The organism is Micromonospora sp. RL09-050-HVF-A (assembly GCF_019374995.1).
GTDB lineage: Bacteria > Actinomycetota > Actinomycetes > Mycobacteriales > Micromonosporaceae > Micromonospora > Micromonospora antibiotica.
The window spans coordinates 3,146,900-3,164,419 of the sequence record NZ_JAGKQP010000002.1; the positions used below are offsets into that span (position 1 = coordinate 3,146,900).

The 17,520-nt window shown below is 71.2% G+C and carries 17 protein-coding genes; 11 read left to right on the forward strand and 6 right to left on the reverse strand.

The genetic code is table 11. From position 1 onward, the window contains the following. Nucleotides 1-87 precede the first annotated feature (87 nt). The gene (locus tag J7462_RS13580; protein WP_219464390.1) at nucleotides 88-1,071 is read left to right on the forward strand and encodes a C40 family peptidase; all 984 of its coding nucleotides are present in this window, start codon (nucleotides 88-90) and stop codon (nucleotides 1,069-1,071) included. 128 nt (nucleotides 1,072-1,199) lie between these two features. Here the strand turns inward: J7462_RS13580 and J7462_RS13585 are convergent, their stop codons facing one another. The 4 genes from J7462_RS13585 to J7462_RS13600 all read right to left on the reverse strand — a co-directional run bounded on the left by J7462_RS13585 (nucleotide 1,200) and on the right by J7462_RS13600 (nucleotide 5,460). After that, nucleotides 1,200-2,189 carry an RNA polymerase sigma factor RpoD/SigA gene (locus tag J7462_RS13585; RefSeq protein ID WP_208568471.1) on the reverse strand — a complete coding sequence of 330 codons (990 nt, stop codon included), beginning with the start codon at nucleotides 2,187-2,189 and terminating at the stop codon, nucleotides 1,200-1,202. Nucleotides 2,190-2,680: 491 nt separating this feature from the next. Continuing rightward, nucleotides 2,681-3,580 (reverse strand): N-acetylmuramic acid 6-phosphate etherase, encoded by a 900-nt coding sequence (locus J7462_RS13590; RefSeq protein WP_219470319.1) that lies wholly within the window; start codon nucleotides 3,578-3,580, stop codon nucleotides 2,681-2,683. A gap of 71 nt (nucleotides 3,581-3,651) precedes the next feature. After that, on the reverse strand, nucleotides 3,652-4,566 hold the full coding sequence (locus tag J7462_RS13595) for a MurR/RpiR family transcriptional regulator (RefSeq protein WP_208568470.1): 915 nt from the start codon (nucleotides 4,564-4,566) through the stop codon (nucleotides 3,652-3,654). A gap of 150 nt (nucleotides 4,567-4,716) precedes the next feature. Further along, nucleotides 4,717-5,460 (reverse strand): thymidylate kinase, encoded by a 744-nt coding sequence (locus tag J7462_RS13600; RefSeq protein ID WP_219464391.1) that lies wholly within the window; start codon nucleotides 5,458-5,460, stop codon nucleotides 4,717-4,719. Nucleotides 5,461-5,616: 156 nt separating this feature from the next. Between J7462_RS13600 and J7462_RS13605 the strand changes: the two genes are divergently transcribed. The 5 genes from J7462_RS13605 to J7462_RS13625 all read left to right on the forward strand — a co-directional run bounded on the left by J7462_RS13605 (nucleotide 5,617) and on the right by J7462_RS13625 (nucleotide 8,109). Continuing rightward, a complete protein-coding gene (locus tag J7462_RS13605; RefSeq protein ID WP_208568468.1) occupies nucleotides 5,617-6,222 on the forward strand; it encodes a nucleotidyltransferase in 606 nt (201 codons plus the stop codon). Next, a complete protein-coding gene (locus J7462_RS13610; protein WP_219464392.1) occupies nucleotides 6,219-6,485 on the forward strand; it encodes a hypothetical protein in 267 nt (88 codons plus the stop codon). The genes J7462_RS13605 and J7462_RS13610 overlap by 4 nt, the downstream gene beginning before the upstream one ends. Nucleotides 6,486-6,495: 10 nt before the next feature. After that, entirely contained in the window at nucleotides 6,496-7,218 is a 723-nt protein-coding gene (locus J7462_RS13615) for a metallophosphoesterase (protein WP_219464393.1), read from the forward strand. A gap of 42 nt (nucleotides 7,219-7,260) precedes the next feature. Then, nucleotides 7,261-7,404: a GPGG-motif small membrane protein gene (locus J7462_RS13620; RefSeq protein ID WP_007464364.1), complete on the forward strand. Its 144-nt coding sequence runs from the start codon at nucleotides 7,261-7,263 to the stop codon at nucleotides 7,402-7,404. A gap of 210 nt (nucleotides 7,405-7,614) precedes the next feature. After that, a complete protein-coding gene (locus tag J7462_RS13625) occupies nucleotides 7,615-8,109 on the forward strand; it encodes a TspO/MBR family protein (RefSeq protein WP_219464394.1) in 495 nt (164 codons plus the stop codon). A 76-nt stretch (nucleotides 8,110-8,185) separates the two neighbouring features. Here J7462_RS13625 and J7462_RS13630 read toward each other — a convergent pair whose 3' ends face one another. Then, entirely contained in the window at nucleotides 8,186-8,959 is a 774-nt protein-coding gene (locus J7462_RS13630; protein ID WP_219464395.1) for a M23 family metallopeptidase, read from the reverse strand. Between the two features lie 277 nt (nucleotides 8,960-9,236). Between J7462_RS13630 and J7462_RS13635 the strand changes: the two genes are divergently transcribed. The 5 genes from J7462_RS13635 (at nucleotide 9,237) to J7462_RS13655 (ending at nucleotide 15,534) form a co-directional block, all read left to right on the forward strand. Next, nucleotides 9,237-10,577, forward strand: a complete 1,341-nt coding sequence (locus J7462_RS13635; RefSeq protein ID WP_219464396.1) for an ABC transporter substrate-binding protein — start codon at nucleotides 9,237-9,239, stop codon at nucleotides 10,575-10,577. 74 nt (nucleotides 10,578-10,651) lie between these two features. Next, a complete protein-coding gene (locus tag J7462_RS13640) occupies nucleotides 10,652-11,701 on the forward strand; it encodes a carbohydrate ABC transporter permease (RefSeq protein ID WP_208568462.1) in 1,050 nt (349 codons plus the stop codon). Between the two features lies 1 nt (nucleotide 11,702). Further along, nucleotides 11,703-12,668 (forward strand): carbohydrate ABC transporter permease, encoded by a 966-nt coding sequence (locus J7462_RS13645; RefSeq protein ID WP_208568461.1) that lies wholly within the window; start codon nucleotides 11,703-11,705, stop codon nucleotides 12,666-12,668. A 69-nt stretch (nucleotides 12,669-12,737) separates the two neighbouring features. Continuing rightward, on the forward strand, nucleotides 12,738-13,811 hold the full coding sequence (locus tag J7462_RS13650; protein ID WP_219464397.1) for a LacI family DNA-binding transcriptional regulator: 1,074 nt from the start codon (nucleotides 12,738-12,740) through the stop codon (nucleotides 13,809-13,811). 82 nt (nucleotides 13,812-13,893) lie between these two features. Beyond that, nucleotides 13,894-15,534, forward strand: coding sequence for a glycoside hydrolase family 13 protein (locus J7462_RS13655; RefSeq protein WP_219464398.1), 1,641 nt, complete (start codon nucleotides 13,894-13,896; stop codon nucleotides 15,532-15,534). A gap of 464 nt (nucleotides 15,535-15,998) precedes the next feature. On the opposite strand, the gene J7462_RS13660 is transcribed toward J7462_RS13655, so the two are convergent. After that, on the reverse strand, nucleotides 15,999-17,411 hold the full coding sequence (locus tag J7462_RS13660; RefSeq protein ID WP_219464399.1) for an MFS transporter: 1,413 nt from the start codon (nucleotides 17,409-17,411) through the stop codon (nucleotides 15,999-16,001). Between the last annotated feature and the right edge of the window lie 109 nt (nucleotides 17,412-17,520).

Below are 17,520 nucleotides of genomic sequence, written 5' to 3' on the forward strand. Positions count from 1 at the left end.
AAACGGCCGTCCATCCGGACGGGCCCGGCCGGTGTCACCGGGGGCTCAGCATCCTCCGGTGACCGGTGGGAGAGGAGTCTTCCGCTCTTGTCGTCCTTACGGATGCTGCTGCGAACCCTGGCGGTCGCCGGCCTGTCGGCCGCGCTGATCGCCCCGTCGGCGCCGGTCCGGGCCGAACCGTCGGTCGCCGACCTCACCGCCCGGATCGAGAGGTCCTCGGCGGAGCTGGAACGGATCGTCGAGTCGTACAACAAGCTCAACGAGGAGATCAAGACGAACCAGGCCACCGCAGCCGGTCTGCACGCGCGGATCGGCCCGCTGGAGGCCCAGGCCGCGCAGAGCCGCGCCGCCGTGGGGCAGATCGCCGCCACCGCCTACAAGACCGGTGGGCTGCGCACCGCCGAGGCGATCCTCGACCCGGCCGGAGGCTCGCTGGTCGACCGGCTCGGCACCCTCGACCAGCTCACCCGGCACCGCCAACAGCAGATCGACGGATACACCGCCGACCAGCGGGCGCTGCTCGACCAGAAGGCCCGCCTCGACAGCACCCTGGCCCGGCAGGCCGCCCAGTCCCGGGCGGTCGCCAAGACCAAGAAGCGCATCGAGCAGGACCTGGCGGAGCTCTACGAGATGCGCCGGGCGGCGTACGGTCGGGCGACCGAGGCACCGGTGAAGAAGCCGAAGAGTTCCGCCTCCGCCGACACCCCCGACGCACCGGCCGTCTCCGGCAGCGCCGGAGCCGCCGTCCGGTACGCCTACGGCGCGATCGGCAAGCCGTACGTCTGGGGGGCCGAAGGACCCAACGGGTACGACTGCTCCGGCCTGACCCTGGCCGCGTGGCGGTCCGCCGGCAAGCGGCTGCCGCACAACGCGGCGATGCAGTGGAACGCGACCTCCCGGGTCAGCCGTGGCGAGCTACGCCCCGGCGACCTGGTCTTCTATTCGGGGTTGGGGCACGTGGCCCTCTACGTCGGCGGCGGTCAGGTGATCGACGCGCCGAGCGCGGGCCGCAACGTGCTCAAACGCAAGATGAACATGATGAGCATCGCCGGCTACGGTCGGGTCCGCTGACCGGTACGGCAACGGCGAACGGCCGGCGTCCCCCTATCGGACGCCGGCCGTTCGCCGTCATTACTACCAGCTCATACCGTTGACGGGCCGCTCGGTTCGGGTCGGGTGGTACGCCCGACCGGGCCGACTCAGGCCGCCTGGAGGCCCTCCGCGCGGGCCAGCTCGCGTAGCCGGCCGAGCGCCTGGATCTCCAACTGCCGGATCCGCTCGCGGGAGAGCGAGAAGCGCGACGCGACCTCGGTCAGCGAGTGCTCCCGCCCGTCCTCCAGGCCGTACCGGGCCCGCATGATGCCGGCGGACCGGTCGTCGAGGTGGTTGAGCAGGCCCTCGATGCGCTGCCGCTCCAACCCGGTGAGGACGATGTCCTCCGGCGACGGGGCGTCACTGTCGGCGACCAGGTCACCGAGGTTGGTGTCGCCGTCGTCGCCGACCGGGGTGTCCAGCGAAACGGTGTCCTGCGACCAGCGCCGCAGCTCGTTGACCCGCTCCACGGTGACGCCCAGTGCCGTCGCGATCTGCTCCGGCTCCGGGTCGCTGCCCAGCTCACGGGTGAGTTGGCGGGCCACGTTGCGCATCCGGTTGACGTCCTCGACCAGGTGCACGGGCAGCCGCACCGTACGCTCCTGCTGAGCGATCGCCCGGCTGATCGCCTGACGGATCCACCAGGTGGCGTAGGTGGAGAACTTGTAGCCCCGCTCGTAGTCGAACTTCTCGACCGCGCGCACCAGACCGGTGTTGCCCTCCTGGATCAGATCCAGCATGGGCATCCCGGACCGCACGTACCGGCGGGCGATCGACACGACCAGCCGCAGGTTGGCCCGGATGAAGAGATCCTTCGCCCGTTCCCCCTCGACGACCAGCCGCTCCAGGTCGTCCCGGTCGGCCCCGTCGGGAACCCGGTCCTCGCCGAGCAGGTGCTCGGCGTAGAGCCCGGCCTCGATCGCCTTGGAGAGGTCGACCTCCTTGGCGGCGTCCAGCAGTGGCGTCCGGGAGATCTCGTGAAGGTAGACGCCGACCAGGTCACGCTCCTCGGCGACCTCGTCGGTTCGCATGCCGATGTTCTTGTCCACGGTGTCCACGGTCCCCTCGCTCGCGCCGGTTGCCCGGTTCCTTGCCATCCCCACGTCCATCAGCCCTCCCCCGCTGCCCAGCCGGTGCTGACACCTGCACAACAGTTCGGACGGGTCGGGGATTCCATGTCGTGAGTCGAAAGTGTCACGAATGCCTGAGTGCCAGCTGAAAGCCCGGTCCACGTTTGCTGTCAGCCTCCCGTGGGACTGCTGACGTCCTCCGGGTCGGCGCTGGTGGGACGTGGTGTCGCCGACCGAATTCCGAGTGTCGCGCCATTGCGACACTCCGACCCGGAGCGACCCTCGTCACCGTCCGACGGCGATCCCGGTCACTGCCAGATACGGGCCGGTGGACCGGTTGGTTCATCCGGCACTCCTGGATTACCCCACGCCCCGAACAACAATCGGCGTCGTGACGGACGTCCCGGTGGCACGGTGTTCTCCATCACTACGGCCCGGCGTCCGGGCCGGTGGGACGCCACGGCAGGGGTCGGGAACCGCACCGCACCGGGCGGCTCGGGGGTGGGAACCGGGACGGATCAGGACGCGAGCAGGGCGATCGCGCCACGGACCTGGTGCGCGGTACGGGCCAGCGCGGCCCGTGCCACGGCGATCTCGGCACCGGAGAGCAGCGAGACCAGTGCGGTCTTGAGGTCGCCGTCGGCCTCGTGCAGGGCCCGCCGGGAGACCTCCTCGGTGCACCCGGTCGCCTCGATCAGGATGGAGATCATGCGGCCCCGCAGCTTGGCGTTGGTGGCCACCATGTCGATCATCAGGTTGGAGTAGACCCGACCCAGTCGCACCATCACCGCCGTGGAGAAGGTGTTCAGCACCAGCTTCTGCGCGGTGCCCGCCTTCATCCGGGTCGAACCGGTCACCACCTCGGGGCCGGTGTCGACCCCGATGACCACGTCGACCTCGCCGGCTGCCCGGACCTCCGGATTGGCACAGAGCAACACGGTCGAGGCGCTGCGCTCCCGGGACGCACCGAGCGCACCGAGGACGTACGGTGTGCGCCCGCTGGCCGCCAGTCCGACCACCAGGTCCCCGGCGGCCACGCACCGGGCGGCCTCCGCCGCGCCGCCGCGCAGGTCGTCCTCGGCGTCCTCGACGGCCTGCCACATCGCGTCCGGGCCACCGGCCAGGTGCGCGCAGAACCAGCCGTGCGGCGAGTTGAAGGTGGGGGCCAGCTCGGCGGCGTCGATCACACCGAGCCGGCCGGACGTGCCGGCGCCGAAGTAGTGCACCCGGTGCCCGCCGCGCAGCGCGGTCACCGCGAGGTCGACGGTCACCGCGATCTCGTCCAGCACGGCCGCCACCGCCGCGGGCACCCGCCGGTCGGCGTCGTTGATGACGGTGAGCACGTCGCGGGTCGACATCAGGTCGAGATCGGTGCTGTACGGGTTGCGCCGTTCGGTGGGCGCACCGACCCGGACCACCGGCCGCAGGTCGACCACACCCTCGGTGCCCTGCTGCTCCACCGTGTCGTCCGGCCCGGTCGGGCCGGTGGTCACGAACGCCTCCGACTGCCGCCCACCCGGTGTGTCCGCACCGCCTCGGCGGTGACCTCGAGCGCCCGGCGGGCCCGTGCCCGGTTCCGGGCGGCCACCCCCACGAAGAGGCAGTCGACCACGGTGAGCTGCGCCAGCCGGCTTGCCATCGCGCCCGAGCGGTACGTCGTCTCGCGGGCGGCGGTGGTGAGGACGAAGTCGGCGACCTCGGTGATCGGCGAACGGGGGAAGTTGGTCAGCGCGACGGTGACCGCGCCCCGGGTGCGGGCCTGTTCGAGCACCTCGATCACGTCGGAGGTGGTGCCGGTGTGCGAGATGCCGACCGCCACGTCGCCCTTGCCGAGCAGCGCGGCGGAGGTCAGCGCGGTGTGCACGTCCGGGAAGGAGAAGGCGATCCGGCCGATGCGGTGCAGCTTCTGCTGGAAGTCGGAGGCGACGAACCCGCTCGCGCCGGCACCGTAGACCTCGATCCGGCCCGCGCCGACGATCGCCTCGACGACCTGCTCGCAGACGGCCGGGTCGAGCTGCTGGGCGGTCTCCTCGACGGCCCGGGCGTCGTTGAAGGCGATGGTGGCGATGATCTGGGCCAGGTCGGCGCCGGGCGGGATGTCCCCACCGACCACCCGGGCGTCCGGCGGCTCGATCCGGCGGGCGGCCTCGGCGGCGAGCCGGATCCGCAGCTGCGGATAGCCGTCCATGCCGACGGACCGGCAGAACCGGATGACGGTGGCCTCGGAGGTCTCGGCGGCGGTGGCGAGGTCGGTGATGGTCCGTCGGGCGGCGTCGGCGGGGTCGGCGACGACCAGGCGGGCGACCCGCTGCTCGGCGGGGGACAGCGACGGGAGCAGGCCGCTGATGTGGACGATCAGCCCACCCGGCTCGTGACTCACAGAAATCTTCGGACTCTTCGCCACGGATGAAACTTACTTTCATGAGCCGCGAGCCGTCAACCATGACCGCGCGTATCCGACAGGAAGTATCCCCCGGCACCGGGGGCGTTCCGGCACAGACTCCCATTTGCGCAGCCTGACGCACCTCGGCCGGTCCGGTGGAATCGCCTCGGTCTACGGTCGGGCCTGGGCGGCGACCGGCTCCCGCCCGACGCCGTCGGTCGCCGGGGCGGACGGTCCGGTGTCGTCCGGCGGATCAACGGCCACCGGGCCGGCCCCCTCCTCCGGCGGCAGCCAACGCGCCAGGTGCGCCCGGATCCGCCGGGACACCTCGTCCGGCCCGCCTCCCGCGTCGACCACCACGAAACCCGGGTACTCGGGCAACGACCGGTAGGCCGCGTCGGCGGCGGTCAACCAGCCCATCGTCTCGTGGTCCTCACCCCGTCGCTCGATGCGCCGGTACGCCTCGACCGGGTCGACGGTGAGCAGAAAGGTGACCTGCGGCGCGGGAAAGACCCGGTAGCCAGCCCGCGCCAGCCGCTCCCACCGCTGCCCACCGTGCGCCCGGATGCTGGCGTACTGGCAGGCGGAGTAGCGGTCCATCACGGCGGTCCGCCCGGTCACCAGGCAACTGAGCAGCGCGGCGGCGATCGCCAGCCAGCGCAGCACGGACTCCACGGCGAGCATCCCGTCCCGGCCCACCAGCCCCTGTGCGTCGGAGCGGCCGAACCGGTGGGCGACCCGGCCGAGCCAACGCCGACCGCTCGCGTTGCGGTGGTAGGTGGCCGGCAGCCCGGCCGAGGTCAGCGCGGCGGCGAGCCGGTGCGCCTGGGTGGTCTTGCCCGAACCGTCGATGCCGATCAACGCGACGCGACGCAGTCGGGGCCTACCGTCGGTCGCGCGCCGTGATCTGGCCACCCTGCACAGACTATCCGACCCGCGCACACCCGCTGCCCGATCGGGTCCCCGATGGGGGCGATGACCGCATCGGTCCACCGGCCCAGGTGTGGGCGGGCGGGCAGCCGGGTACGCAACGTCATTTCCCACCGACCATCCACCGACGGGAGAGACCAGATGGCCGAGCGCGGGGACGTCAGCCTCCTGCACACCCTCAAGCGGGTCGCCGCCGTGCTCAAGCAGAACGAGATCCCCTTCGCGCTCGGCGGCAGCTTCGCCGTCTATGCGCACGGCGGCCACTCCAGCGAGCACGACGTGGACTTCCTGCTCCCCGAGGAGCATGTCGAGCGGGCGTTGGAGGCGCTGACCGACGAGGGCTTCACCGCCGAACGCCCGCCGGAGGACTGGCTGGTCAAGGTCTACGACGACGGGCGGATGGTGGACCTGATCCACCGGCCGGTGGAGACCCCGGTGACGCACGAGACCCTCGCCGACACCGTGATCCGCCCGGTGGACGCCATCCGGATGCCGGTGCTGTCGGCGACCCGGCTGATGGTGCACAAGCTGCTCAGCTTCTCCCAGCACTACTGCGACTTCGCCCGGGGCCTGCCGCTGGCCCGGTCGCTGCGCGAACAGATCGACTGGGAGCGGGTACGCAAGGAGACCCAGCACTCGCCGTACGCCGAAGCGTTCCTGATGTTGCTGGACCGGCTCGACGTCGTCCCGTACGGGGGGACGCCGGTGCCGTACGCCCGTATCCCCGAGGAGAGGGAGACCCCGTGACCGAGCACAGCGCCGGCCCGCCGGACGAGTACGTCGAGGCGGCGATCCAACGGCTGCTGACCGAGGACCCGGACGTCGCCGAGCAGGGCATCACCGTGGTCCGTCGGGAACGCGGCCTGGTCCTCACCGGCGAGGTGGAGAGCCCGCAACGGCGGGCCGAGATCCTGCGTCGGGTGGCCGAACGGTTCCCGGACGAGGCGATCACCAGCGACATCGGGGTGATCCGCGCCCAGGCGCCGGTCCAGGTCGAGGAGCTGCCGTGAGGAGGACCCGATGATCCGGATCGCCGCCGTCGGCGACGTCCACCTGGACGCCGACGTGCTGGGCCGGTTCCGCCCGGCCCTGGAGGAGCTGCCCGACTGCGCCGACGTGCTGCTGCTCGCCGGTGACCTGACCCGGCACGGCACCGAGGCCGAGGCGCGCTGTGTCGCCCAGGAGTTCGGCGGCCTCGGGGTGCCGGTGGTCACCGTGCTCGGCAACCACGACCACCAGTGCGACCAGGTGCCGCAGGTGGTCAAGGTGCTCCAGGACGCCGGGATCACCGTGCTGGAGGGGACCGGCACGGTGCTGGAGTGCCCCGGCGGCCGGCTCGGGGTGGCCGGCGTCAAGGGCTTCGGCGGCGGGTTCGCCGGCCGGTGCGCCAGCGACTTCGGCGAGCCGGAGATGAAGTCGTTCGTCCGGACCAGCAACGAGAGCGCGGCGGCGTTGGGTGAGGCGCTGCGCGGGCTGGACTGCGACCTGCTCGTCGCGCTGACCCACTACGCCCCCGTGCCGGACACCCTGGCCGGTGAGCCGTTGGAGATCTACCCGTTCCTCGGGTCGTACCAGCTGGGTCAGGCGATCGACTCGGCGCCGACGGCGCTCGCCCTGCACGGACACGCGCACGCCGGCACCGAACGCGGTGTCACCCCCGGCGGGGTGCGGGTACGCAACGTCGCCCATCCGGTGATCAAGCAGGCGTACAGCGTCTTCCACCTGGGAGATCAAATCGACTGAGGAGCAGGTTTTCGGGCTCGGGCAGCCGGGTATTCAGCAGCCATGGAGCTGATTCTCTGGATTCTCGCAGTCGTACTCGTGGTCGCCGGCATCCTCGCGCTGTTCCGCCGGCAGATCCTGTGGGGCATCGTCCTCATCGTGGTCGGCCTTCTGGTCGGCCCGGGTGGTGTCAGCATCTTCAATTGACGCCGGTACCCGCACCTGACCCGCCGGGGTCGTCGCCCCCGGAAGCCCCGTCCTCCCAGACAGGGGCCTCCGGCACCGACGACCCCGGCGTCCTGCTGTGCGGGGGTGGTGCCCCGCCCGGAGCGACCGCTGCCCGGTGACGCGACCGGGCCGGCCCCGCCGGGCCGGGGGCGGGTTTTTGCCGGGGCGTACCGGGGAAATATCTTGACCATGGAGACAACCCGGAGCGACCGGCGGACCGGCACCGCGCGGACCTGGTGGATGCTGCTCGCCTTCGGCGCGGCCGTCACCGTCGCCGCCGCGATCGGCGGGCTGGGGGTGTCCGGCACCAGCGACGAGTACGCCGCCCTGCGCCAGCCGGCCTGGGCCCCACCCTCGTGGCTGTTCGGCCCGGTCTGGACCCTGCTCTACGCGTTGATCGCGGTCGCCGGCTGGCTGGTCTGGCGGCGGGTCGGCTTCGGCCCGGCGGTCTGGGCCTGGGTGGTCCAGCTGGTGCTGAACGCGATCTGGACCCCGCTCTTCTTCGGCGCGGGCCGCTACGGGCTGGCCTTCGCCGAGATCGTGCTGATGTGGCTGGCGATCGCCGTGACGGTGGTCGCCTTCTGGCGGATCTCCCGGCCGGCGGCGGCCCTGCTGCTGCCCTACTGGGCCTGGGTCACCTTCGCCGCCGCGTTGAACTTCTCGATCTGGCAGCTCAACAGCTGACGTCGCCGCCCCGGGGCGGCCCGGGGGTCGTCGTCGGGCCGGGGGCGGACCCGCCCCCGGCCCGACGGGTCCGGTCTCAGCAGCGGGGCACGTTCGGGATGTAGCCGTCGTGGCCGGTGTAGACGTAGGCGTCGGCGATGAACCGGCCGGAGCCGATCCGGTCCCAGATCGCGCTGGTGCCGTAGGTGCCGGTGACCGTGGTGCCGCTGGTCTGGCAGCCGATGGTGACGTTGGTGCCGTCGGCGACCGTGCCGACCGACGCGTAGCCGGTGCCCGGCCCGGACCGCACGGTCAGGGGCGTGCCGGCGGTGTCGACCGTGCCCGACCCGGTGCCGCTGGAGCAGCCGTTGCCGCTGGTGTACGTCTTGGTGCCCCAGTACAGCGCGACCGTGCCGTTGAACTTGACCTTGATGTCGTCGCCGTTGAGGCGCTGCTCGTAGTGCAGGTGCGGGCCGGTGGAGCCGCCGGTGGAGCCGACCCAGCCGATCACCTTGCCGTAGCCGACCTGCTGCCCGACCGAGACGTTGAAGCCGTTGAGGTGGGCGTAGTAGGTCGTGTAGCCGCCGCCGTGGTCGATCCGGACGTACTTGCCGTAGCTCGTACCGCCGAGGTCGGTGACCCGGTCGACGGTGCCGGGGGCGCTGGCGACCACCGGGTCACCGACGTCGTCGGTGCGGTTGAAGTCGATCGCGTTCGCCGGGCTGTGGTCCGACCGGGTCTGGCCGGACCAGGACTGGTTGCAGGGGAAGGGCACCTTGAACGTGGGCGCGGCCCACGCCGGGCCGGCCGGCACCAGGATTCCGGTGGCCAGCAGGAACGCTGCCAGCAGACTCCACCACCGTTTACGCATCCAGCACCTCCGATGTAGAGATTCTTCGATGTCCTGCCCTGAGGGTGGCAGATATCGCCATCAATGGGAAGCGGTACGGACCCCTGGCCACCCCTATTCGGTGACCACGGGTGGGAGCGCGCCCACCAGCGGTGAGAGGGTTTCGTGATTGTTACCGGGCCGTGTCCACCAGGGGGGTGGACCGATCGGGATGCAAGCGCTTACATGTGGGGACGACTCATCGGACCGGCGTCGGGTTCCCCCACCTGTGGGCGCGCCGGCAAGGAAGGAGAACGGCATGGCGTTTGCCAGATCACGCCAGGCTCTCGCGATCGCCGGCGTGCTGGGGCTGGCCCTCGGCGCCGCCGCCTGTGGCACCGGCAACGACAAGAAGAGCAGCAACGCGGGCTCCGCCGAGTGCGCCGCATTTGAGAAGTACGGCGACCTCGACGGCAAGAAGGTCACCGCCTACTCGTCTATCCGGGACATCGAGGCCGACCGGCTGGCCCAGTCCTGGAAGCAGTTCGAGGACTGCACCGGCATCGAGATCGACCACGAGGGCTCCGGCGAGTTCGAGGCCCAGATCACCGTGCGGGTCGACGGTGGCAACGCCCCCGACCTCGCCTTCATCCCGCAGCCCGGCCTGATCAAGCGGTTCGCCGACGCCGGCAAGCTCAAGCCTGTCGCCGCCGCCACCAAGACCGAGGCCGAGGCGAACTACTCCCCCGACTGGCTTAAGTACAGCACCGTCAACGGCCAGTTCTACGGCGCCCCGCTGGGCTCGAACGTCAAGTCGTTCGTCTGGTACTCGCCGAAGACCTTCAAGGAGAAGGGCTGGGCGCCCCCGACCACCTGGGACGAGCTGATCAAGCTCTCCGACACCATCGCGGCCAGCGGCACCAAGCCGTGGTGCGCCGGCATCGAGTCCCAGGACGCCACCGGCTGGCCGGCCACCGACTGGATCGAGGACGTGCTTCTGCGTACAGCCGGCCCCGAGGTCTACGACCAGTGGACCACCCACGGCATCCCGTTCAACGACCCAAAGGTGGCCGACGCGCTCAACCGGGCCGGCACCATCCTCAAGAACGAGAAGTACGTCAACGGCGGCTTCGGCGGCGTGAAGAGCATCGCCACCACCTCCTTCCAGGAGGCGGGCGTCCCGATCACCACCGGTAAGTGCGCCCTGCACCGGCAGGCGTCCTTCTATGCCAACCAGTGGCCGAAGGGCACCAAGGTGGCCGAGGACGGCGACGTCTTCGCGTTCTACTTCCCGTCCATCGACCCGGCCAAGGGCAAGCCGGTGCTGGGCGCGGGCGAGTTCGTCGCGGCCTTCACCGACCGCCCCGAGGTCCAGGCGGTGCAGACCTACCTCGCCTCCGGCGAGTACGCCAACAGCCGCGCCAAGATCGGTGACTGGGTGTCGGCGAACAAGAAGCTCGACCTGGCCAACGTCCCGAACCCGGTGGACAAGCTCTCCGTGGGCATCCTCCAGGACCCGAAGACCGTGTTCCGCTTCGACGGCTCCGACCTGATGCCGGCCGCCGTGGGCACCGGCACCTTCTGGAAGGGCATGATCGAGTGGATCAACGGCAAGGACACCGCCACCGTGCTGGGCAACATCGAGAACAGCTGGAAGTGAGCTGAGACGGTGGCCCGGTCCGTACCCACGGGCCGGGCCACCGTCTGATACCGAACCCTTGAGAGGGAGGGTCGATGGAGTTCGACTTCGCTGAGGAACAGCCGAAGTTCCTCATGCTGATGTACGGGCTGATCGCTTTCGTCGCGGTGGTGGGCGGTCTGCTCCTGCTCCTCGACGTGGTGCCGGCCTGGTTCGCCCGCCGTCGGGAGGCGCAGTTGGTCGCCGCCTCGACCGGCGGTGGTCCACTGCCCCGCCGACGCAAGCCGCGGGAGGGGCTGTTCGCGCTGTTCTTCCTGTTGCCGACGTTGCTGCTGCTCAGCATCGGGTTGGTGGTGCCGGCGCTGCGGACCGTCCTGCTCTCCTTCATGGACGCCGGCAGCAAAGACTGGGTGGGGCTGAGCAACTACAGCTGGATGTTCTCCGAGGACTCGATCGTCCGGGTCCTGCTCAACACCCTCATCTGGGTGCTGCTGGTGCCGCTGGTGGCCACCAGCTTCGGCCTGCTCTACGCCGTGATGGTGGACAAGGCCCGGTTCGAGTCCATCGCCAAGTCACTGATCTTCCTGCCGATGGCGATCTCGTTCGTCGGCGCCAGCATCATCTGGAAGTTCGTCTACGCCTACCGCAGCGAGGACCAGGACCAGATCGGCCTGCTCAACCAGGTCGTGGTCAGCCTCGGCGGAGAACCCCGGCAGTGGCTGCTCGACTCACCGCTGAACACCTTCCTGCTCATCGTCATCATGGTCTGGATCCAGGCCGGTTTCGCCATGGTGGTGCTCTCCGCGGCGATCAAGGCGATCCCGGCGGACATCGTGGAGGCGGCCCGCCTCGACGGGGTCAGCCCGTGGCAGATGTTCTGGCAGATCACCATGCCGAGCATCCGTCCGGCGCTGATCGTGGTGGTGGTGACCCTGTCGATCGCCACGCTCAAGGTCTTCGACATCGTCCGGACGGCCACCAACGGCAACTACGACACCAGCGTGATCGCCAACGAGATGTACAACCAGGCGTTCCGGTACGGCGAGAACGGGCAGGGCTCCGCCCTGGCGGTCTTCCTCTTCATCCTGGTGATCCCGATCGTGATCTACCAGATCCGCAACCTGCGTCAACAGCGGGAGGGCTGAGATGACCACCGCCACGCCCACCGTCGGAGCCGGGGCCCAGGCCGCCGGGAAACCGACCACCACCGCCGGCCGGGTCCGTAACCGGCTCAACAGCCGCACCGCCACCCTGGTCTCGATCGTGATCGCGCTGCTCTGGACGATCCCGACCTTCGGCCTGTTCATCTCCTCGTTCCGCCCCGAGGCGGAGATCAAGTCCACCGGCTGGTGGACGTTCTTCACCGACCCGCAGTTCACCCTGGAGAACTACCAGGACGTGCTCTTCGGCTCGTCCTCCTCGTCGGGGCAGCTGGCCAGCTACTTCATCAACTCGCTGGCCATCACCATCCCCTCGGTGCTGTTCCCGTTGGCCTTCGCCTCACTCGCCGCGTACGCACTGGCCTGGATCAACTTCCGGGGGCGGGACTGGCTCTACATCGCGATCTTCGCGATGCAGATCGTGCCGTTGCAGATGGCCCTGGTGCCGCTGCTGAAGTTCTTCTCGACCGGGGTCACCGTGGCCGGTGTGCAGCTGATGCCGGCCTGGAACCTGGTGGACGAGCAGAAGTTCGCCCAGGTGTGGTTCGCGCACACCTGCTTCGCGCTGCCCTTCGCGGTGTTCCTGCTGCACAACTTCGTCTCGCAGCTGCCCCGGGACCTGATGGAGGCGGCCCGGGTCGACGGGGCCACCCACCCCAAGATCTTCCGCACCATCGTGCTGCCGCTGATCACCCCGGCCCTGGCGGCCTTCGGCATCTTCCAGTTCCTCTGGGTCTGGAACGACCTGCTGGTCGCACTGATCTTCGCCGGGGGCGGCAACGAGACCGCCCCACTCACCGTGCGGCTGGCCGAGATGGCCGGCACCCGGGGCAACGAGTGGCAGCGGCTCACGGCCGGCGCGTTCGTCTCGATCGTCGTACCGCTTGTCGTGTTCCTGTCGTTGCAGCGCTTCTTCGTGCGCGGTCTGCTCGCCGGCAGCGTCAAGGGTTGAGGTCCATTCGCCGCCGCCCGGCAGCACCGGGCGGCGGCGGAGGGCGGCGCGGAGCGGGGGAACCACAGCGTGACCAGGATCGACGACGTGGCCCGGCTGGCCGGGGTCTCCACCGCCACCGTCTCACGGGCGTTGCGCGGCCTGCCGACGGTGTCGGCCGCGACGCGCCGCCGGGTGCTCGCCGCCGCCGAACAGCTCCAGTACGCGGTGTCGCCGAGCGCCTCCCGACTGGCCGGCGGCCGGACCGGCACCGTCGCCGTGGTGGTCCCCCGGATCACCCGCTGGTTCTTCGGCACCGTCGTCGAGGCGGTCGAGGAGTTCCTCCACGACTCCGGTTACGACCTGCTGCTCTACAACCTCGGCGGGCGGGAGCAGGTGCGGCAGCGGGTGCTGCGCACCGCCAACCTGCACAAGCGGGTCGACGCGATCGTGCTGGTCGCCACCCCGCTACGGCCGGCCGACCTGACCGCCCTGGCCGAGCTGGACCTGCCCGGCATCACCATCAGCTCCGGCAGCACGGTGCCGGGTTGGCCCTGCGTCCGGATCGACGACGTCGCGGCGGCCCGGACCGCCACCCGGCACCTGCTCGACCTGGGCCACCGACGGATCGCCCACATCTCCGGCGACCCGACCGACGAGTTGGCCTTCACCACCCACACCGACCGTCGTCGGGGCTACCGGGAGGCGCTGCGCCGCGCGGGTCTGCGCCCCGATCCCAGCCTGGACATGGAGTCGCAGTTCACCATCGACGGCGGCAACCAGGCCACCGTCGAACTGCTGGCCCGGGGCGAACCACCCACGGCGATCTTCGCCGCCTGCGACGAGATCGCGATGGGCGCGATGACCGCGCTGCGCGACGCCGGGTTGCGGGTGCCGCAGGACGTCAGCGTGATCGGCGTGGACGACCACGACCTGTCCGGCGTGCTCGGGCTGAGCACCATCGCCCAGCCCGCCGCCGAGCAGGGCCGGCTCGCCGCCCGGCTGCTGCTCGATCCGCTGGGCACCGGCACCGTCGAGCCGTACGCCGGACGGGTGCCGGCTCCCCGCGGGGCCGACGGCGACGGCACCACGCCGACCCCGCCGGTGATCCTGCCCACTCGGCTGGTGGTAAGGGAATCGACCGCCCCTCCCCGGGCACACTGAACGGATTCACCCCCGCACGGCACGGCACGCTCGACACAGGGAGAAGGCTCTGAACACCGACGCGAGGCAGCAGGACCAGTCCATGGGCGTGGCCCACGGATGGTGGACCGAAGCCGTCATCTACCAGATCTACCCGCGGTCCTTCGCCGACTCCGACGGCGACGGCATCGGTGACCTGCCCGGCATCACCGCCCGGCTCGGGCACCTGGCCGAGCTGGGTGTCGACGCCGTCTGGCTGTCGCCGTTCTACCCGTCGCCGCAGGCCGACGCGGGCTACGACGTCGCCGACTACCGCGACGTCGACCCGCTGTTCGGGAGCCTGGCCGACGCCGACGCGCTGATCGCCGAGGCCCGCGCGAAGGGCCTCAAGGTGATCGTCGACCTGGTGCCCAACCACACCTCGTCGGCGCACCGCTGGTTCCGGACCGCCGTCACCGCCGCCCCCGGCAGCCCCGAGCGGGCCCGGTACATCTTCCGCGACGGCCTCGGCCCGGACGGCGCGACGCCGCCCAACGACTGGCAGAGCGTCTTCGGTGGCCCCGCCTGGACCCGGCTCGTCGAGCCCGACGGCCGGCCCGGCCAGTGGTACCTGCACCTGTTCGACACCGCCCAGCCCGACCTCAACTGGGACAACCCGGAGATCCGCGCCGAGTTCCTGGACGTGCTCCGGTTCTGGCTGGACCGGGGGGTCGACGGCTTCCGGGTGGACGTGGCGCACGGCCTGATCAAGCAGGCCGACCTGGCCAACTGGGAGGAGCCGCAGGAGATCCTCTCCGGCAACGAGGCGGACAAGCCGCGCCCACCCATGTGGGACCAGGACGGCGTCCACGAGATCTACCGGGACTGGCGGCAGGTGCTCGACTCCTACGACGGCGCGCGGATTCTGGTCGCCGAGGCATGGGTGGAGCCGGCCGAACGGATCGCCCGCTACGTCCGCCCCGACGAGATGCACCAGGCGTTCAACTTCGAGTACCTGCTCGCCGCCTGGACGGCCCCCGCCCAGTACGCGGTGATCACCCGCTCACTGGAGGCCACCGACGCCGTCGGCGCCCCCACCACCTGGGTGCTGTCCAACCACGACGTCATCCGGCACGCCTCCCGGATGGGCCTGTCCGCCCAGGGCGGCCGACCCAACGGCATCGGCATCGGCGACCCCCAGCCGGACGCCGCGCTGGGCCTGCGCCGGGCAAGGGCGGCCACCCTGCTGATGCTGGCCCTGCCCGGCTCGGCCTACCTCTTCCAGGGCGAGGAGTTGGGGCTGCCGGAGCACACCACGCTGCCCGACGAGGCCCGGCAGGACCCGACCTGGGAGCGCAGCGGCCACACCCAGCGAGGCCGGGACGGCTGCCGGGTGCCGATCCCGTGGGAGGCCGACGCCCCGTCGTACGGCTTCGGCCCGACCGACGCCAGCTGGCTGCCGCAACCGCCGCTGTGGGCCGAGTACGCCCTGGACCGGCAGCAGGGGGTGGCCGGTTCGACGTACGAGACGTACCGGACCGCGTTGCGGCTGCGGCGCGAGCACGGCCTGGGTCGGGGCACCCTGGAGTGGCTCTCCTCCGGCGACGAGACGCTGATCTTCCGCAACGCCGGGCTGACCGTGCTGACCAACTTCGGCACGGCCGCGGTGCCGCCCCCGGCCGGGGAGCTGCTGCACAGCAGCGCGCCGCTGGACGCCGACGGCCGGGTTCCCACCGACGTCACGGTCTGGGTCCGGCACTCCTGACCCACTCCGGCACCGCCGGGCGCTGCATCCACCGTTGGTGCAGCGCCCGACGGTGCCCGGCGCTCAGGCGGTGCAGTTCCCCGGCGGTGCCGACGCTCGGGCTCACCGGTGACACCTGCCGGGCGGGACGGGACCGGGGCCCGGGTACTGCCGGTCGCGTCCTTTCGAGCTGATGACGTCAGCGACTCACCGACCCGGATGACACGCACCCACCAAAGTGACGACAGCAGCTCAGCGGCGGAAGACCCGCCCCAAGCCGATCGGCCGGGAACGTCCCGTCCCGCCCACACCGGCCTCTCAGCCACGATGGCGGGCCACGGACGGCGACGCGTTCGGGCTGGCTGGTGATCCGTCAACGTCATCAGCTCGAAAGGACGCGACGGGGTGTACCTGCCCGGCCCGACCGAGCGGGAGCGACACGGCCCCGGCAGGCAGGCCCCGGCAGGCAGGCCCCGGCGGGCAGGTCAGCGGCGGGCTGCGCGGTCGTGCAGCAGGTCGCGAACCGCGGTGATGTCGCGGGGTGAGGTGCGCGAGGCCAGCCAGTACATCAGCCCGGTAGGGATGAAGAAGAGCTGGAACGCGGCGAGCCCGACCGCGTAGTTCAACGGCGGCGGGAAGGCCACCCGCAACGCGTGGAAGGCCGCCCCGACCAGCCCGTTGCCGGCTGCCCGGCCGACCCCGTTGACCAGGTTACCCAGGCTGTAGACGGTGCCCCGGTGCTCCGGCGGGTTGACGTCGGCGATCAGGGCGAACCAGTTCGGCGAGTTCGCCGAGGTCAGCGCCAACGCCACCAGGGCCGTCAGCAGGCTCAGCCCGACCGTCGGCTCGGTCACCACGCTGGCCAGCACCGCACCCACCACCGCGCCGGTGCCGCCGCCGTCGGGCACGTCGATCCGGATCGGCACGAAGAACAGCACCAGGTAGAACGGCAGCGCCGCGAGGATGCCGACCGCCGCGACCAGGGCCCGCCCCCGGGGGGTACGCCGTTGCAGCGCGTCCCCGGCCAGCCCGCCGACGATGGAGAACACCCCGCCGAGCTGGAACAGGGTGGCGAAGACGCTGCCCACCACGACCGCCGTCGCCGCCGAGTAGCCCTGCCCCTGCGCCCGCTCGGCGAACAACACCGGCAGCCACACCAGCGAGCCGAACGCCGCCTGCGCGGTGAGGCCCTGCATGATCAACCAGCGGTTGGTCCGCCGGCCCAGGATGCGCGGCAGGTCGGCCCGGGTGATCCGGTAGTCGTACTCGACGCCCGCCTCGATCGCCCCGGCCAGCTCCGGTTCGCTCTGCCCGCGCCGGATGTCGTACGTCAGCAGGTAGGCCACCGTGGCGGCCAGACCGACCACGGTGAGCAGCAGGAACGGGCGTCGCCAGTCGGTCGCGCCGAGCAGCCCGCCGGTGAGCGTGCCGGCCAGGGTGCCGACCCCCTGGGACAGCCCCCAGAAGCTCATCACCAGCCCCCGGCGACGCGGGGAGATCAGGTCGGTCACCACAGAGAACCCGACCGAGCCGACCGCACCCAACCCGACCGCGGCGACCAGTTGCGCGGCGAGGAACGTCGGGAAACCGGTGGCGAACGCGCTGCCGCCGGTGCCGGCCGCCCAGACCAGTGTGCCCACCATCAGCAGCGGCTTGCGGTTGGTCCGGTCGCCGACGTACGCCCAGGCCACCGCCGCGACCGCGCTGACCAGGAAGCTCACCGCCGTGACCAGGCCGAGCATCCGCTGCGGCACCCCCAGCGCCCCGGAGATCGGCCCGTACAGCGGGGGCACCAGGCCGATCGCCACGTTGTCCAGCGAGGCGAGCACCACGAACACCACGACGCTGTAGAGGCGGTGCGCCGTGTTTCCGCGCCGGGGCATCCTGCTGCCGGTCATGTCCGGCAGCCAACCAGGTGGGTCTCCCGGCCCGACGGGCACCCCCGCCGGGGCGGCACCGCCGACCCCGTCCCTGCGGGATCACCACGCCCGACAGGTGGCCGGGCCC

Bases quoted from the DNA above. Each gene is read 5' to 3' on its own strand.
- J7462_RS13625 (WP_219464394.1), top strand. From the start codon at position 7,615: ATGGAGACAACCCGGAGCGACCGGCGGACCGGCACCGCGCGGACCTGG.
- J7462_RS13655 (WP_219464398.1), top strand. From the start codon at position 13,894: ATGGGCGTGGCCCACGGATGGTGGACCGAAGCCGTCATCTACCAGATC.
- J7462_RS13630 (WP_219464395.1), bottom strand. From the start codon at position 8,959: ATGCGTAAACGGTGGTGGAGTCTGCTGGCAGCGTTCCTGCTGGCCACC.
- J7462_RS13585 (WP_208568471.1), bottom strand. From the start codon at position 2,189: ATGGCAAGGAACCGGGCAACCGGCGCGAGCGAGGGGACCGTGGACACC.
- J7462_RS13605 (WP_208568468.1), top strand. From the start codon at position 5,617: ATGGCCGAGCGCGGGGACGTCAGCCTCCTGCACACCCTCAAGCGGGTC.
- J7462_RS13615 (WP_219464393.1), top strand. From the start codon at position 6,496: ATGATCCGGATCGCCGCCGTCGGCGACGTCCACCTGGACGCCGACGTG.
- J7462_RS13645 (WP_208568461.1), top strand. From the start codon at position 11,703: ATGACCACCGCCACGCCCACCGTCGGAGCCGGGGCCCAGGCCGCCGGG.
- J7462_RS13635 (WP_219464396.1), top strand. From the start codon at position 9,237: ATGGCGTTTGCCAGATCACGCCAGGCTCTCGCGATCGCCGGCGTGCTG.
- J7462_RS13640 (WP_208568462.1), top strand. From the start codon at position 10,652: ATGGAGTTCGACTTCGCTGAGGAACAGCCGAAGTTCCTCATGCTGATG.
- J7462_RS13660 (WP_219464399.1), bottom strand. From the start codon at position 17,411: ATGACCGGCAGCAGGATGCCCCGGCGCGGAAACACGGCGCACCGCCTC.
- J7462_RS13620 (WP_007464364.1), top strand. From the start codon at position 7,261: ATGGAGCTGATTCTCTGGATTCTCGCAGTCGTACTCGTGGTCGCCGGC.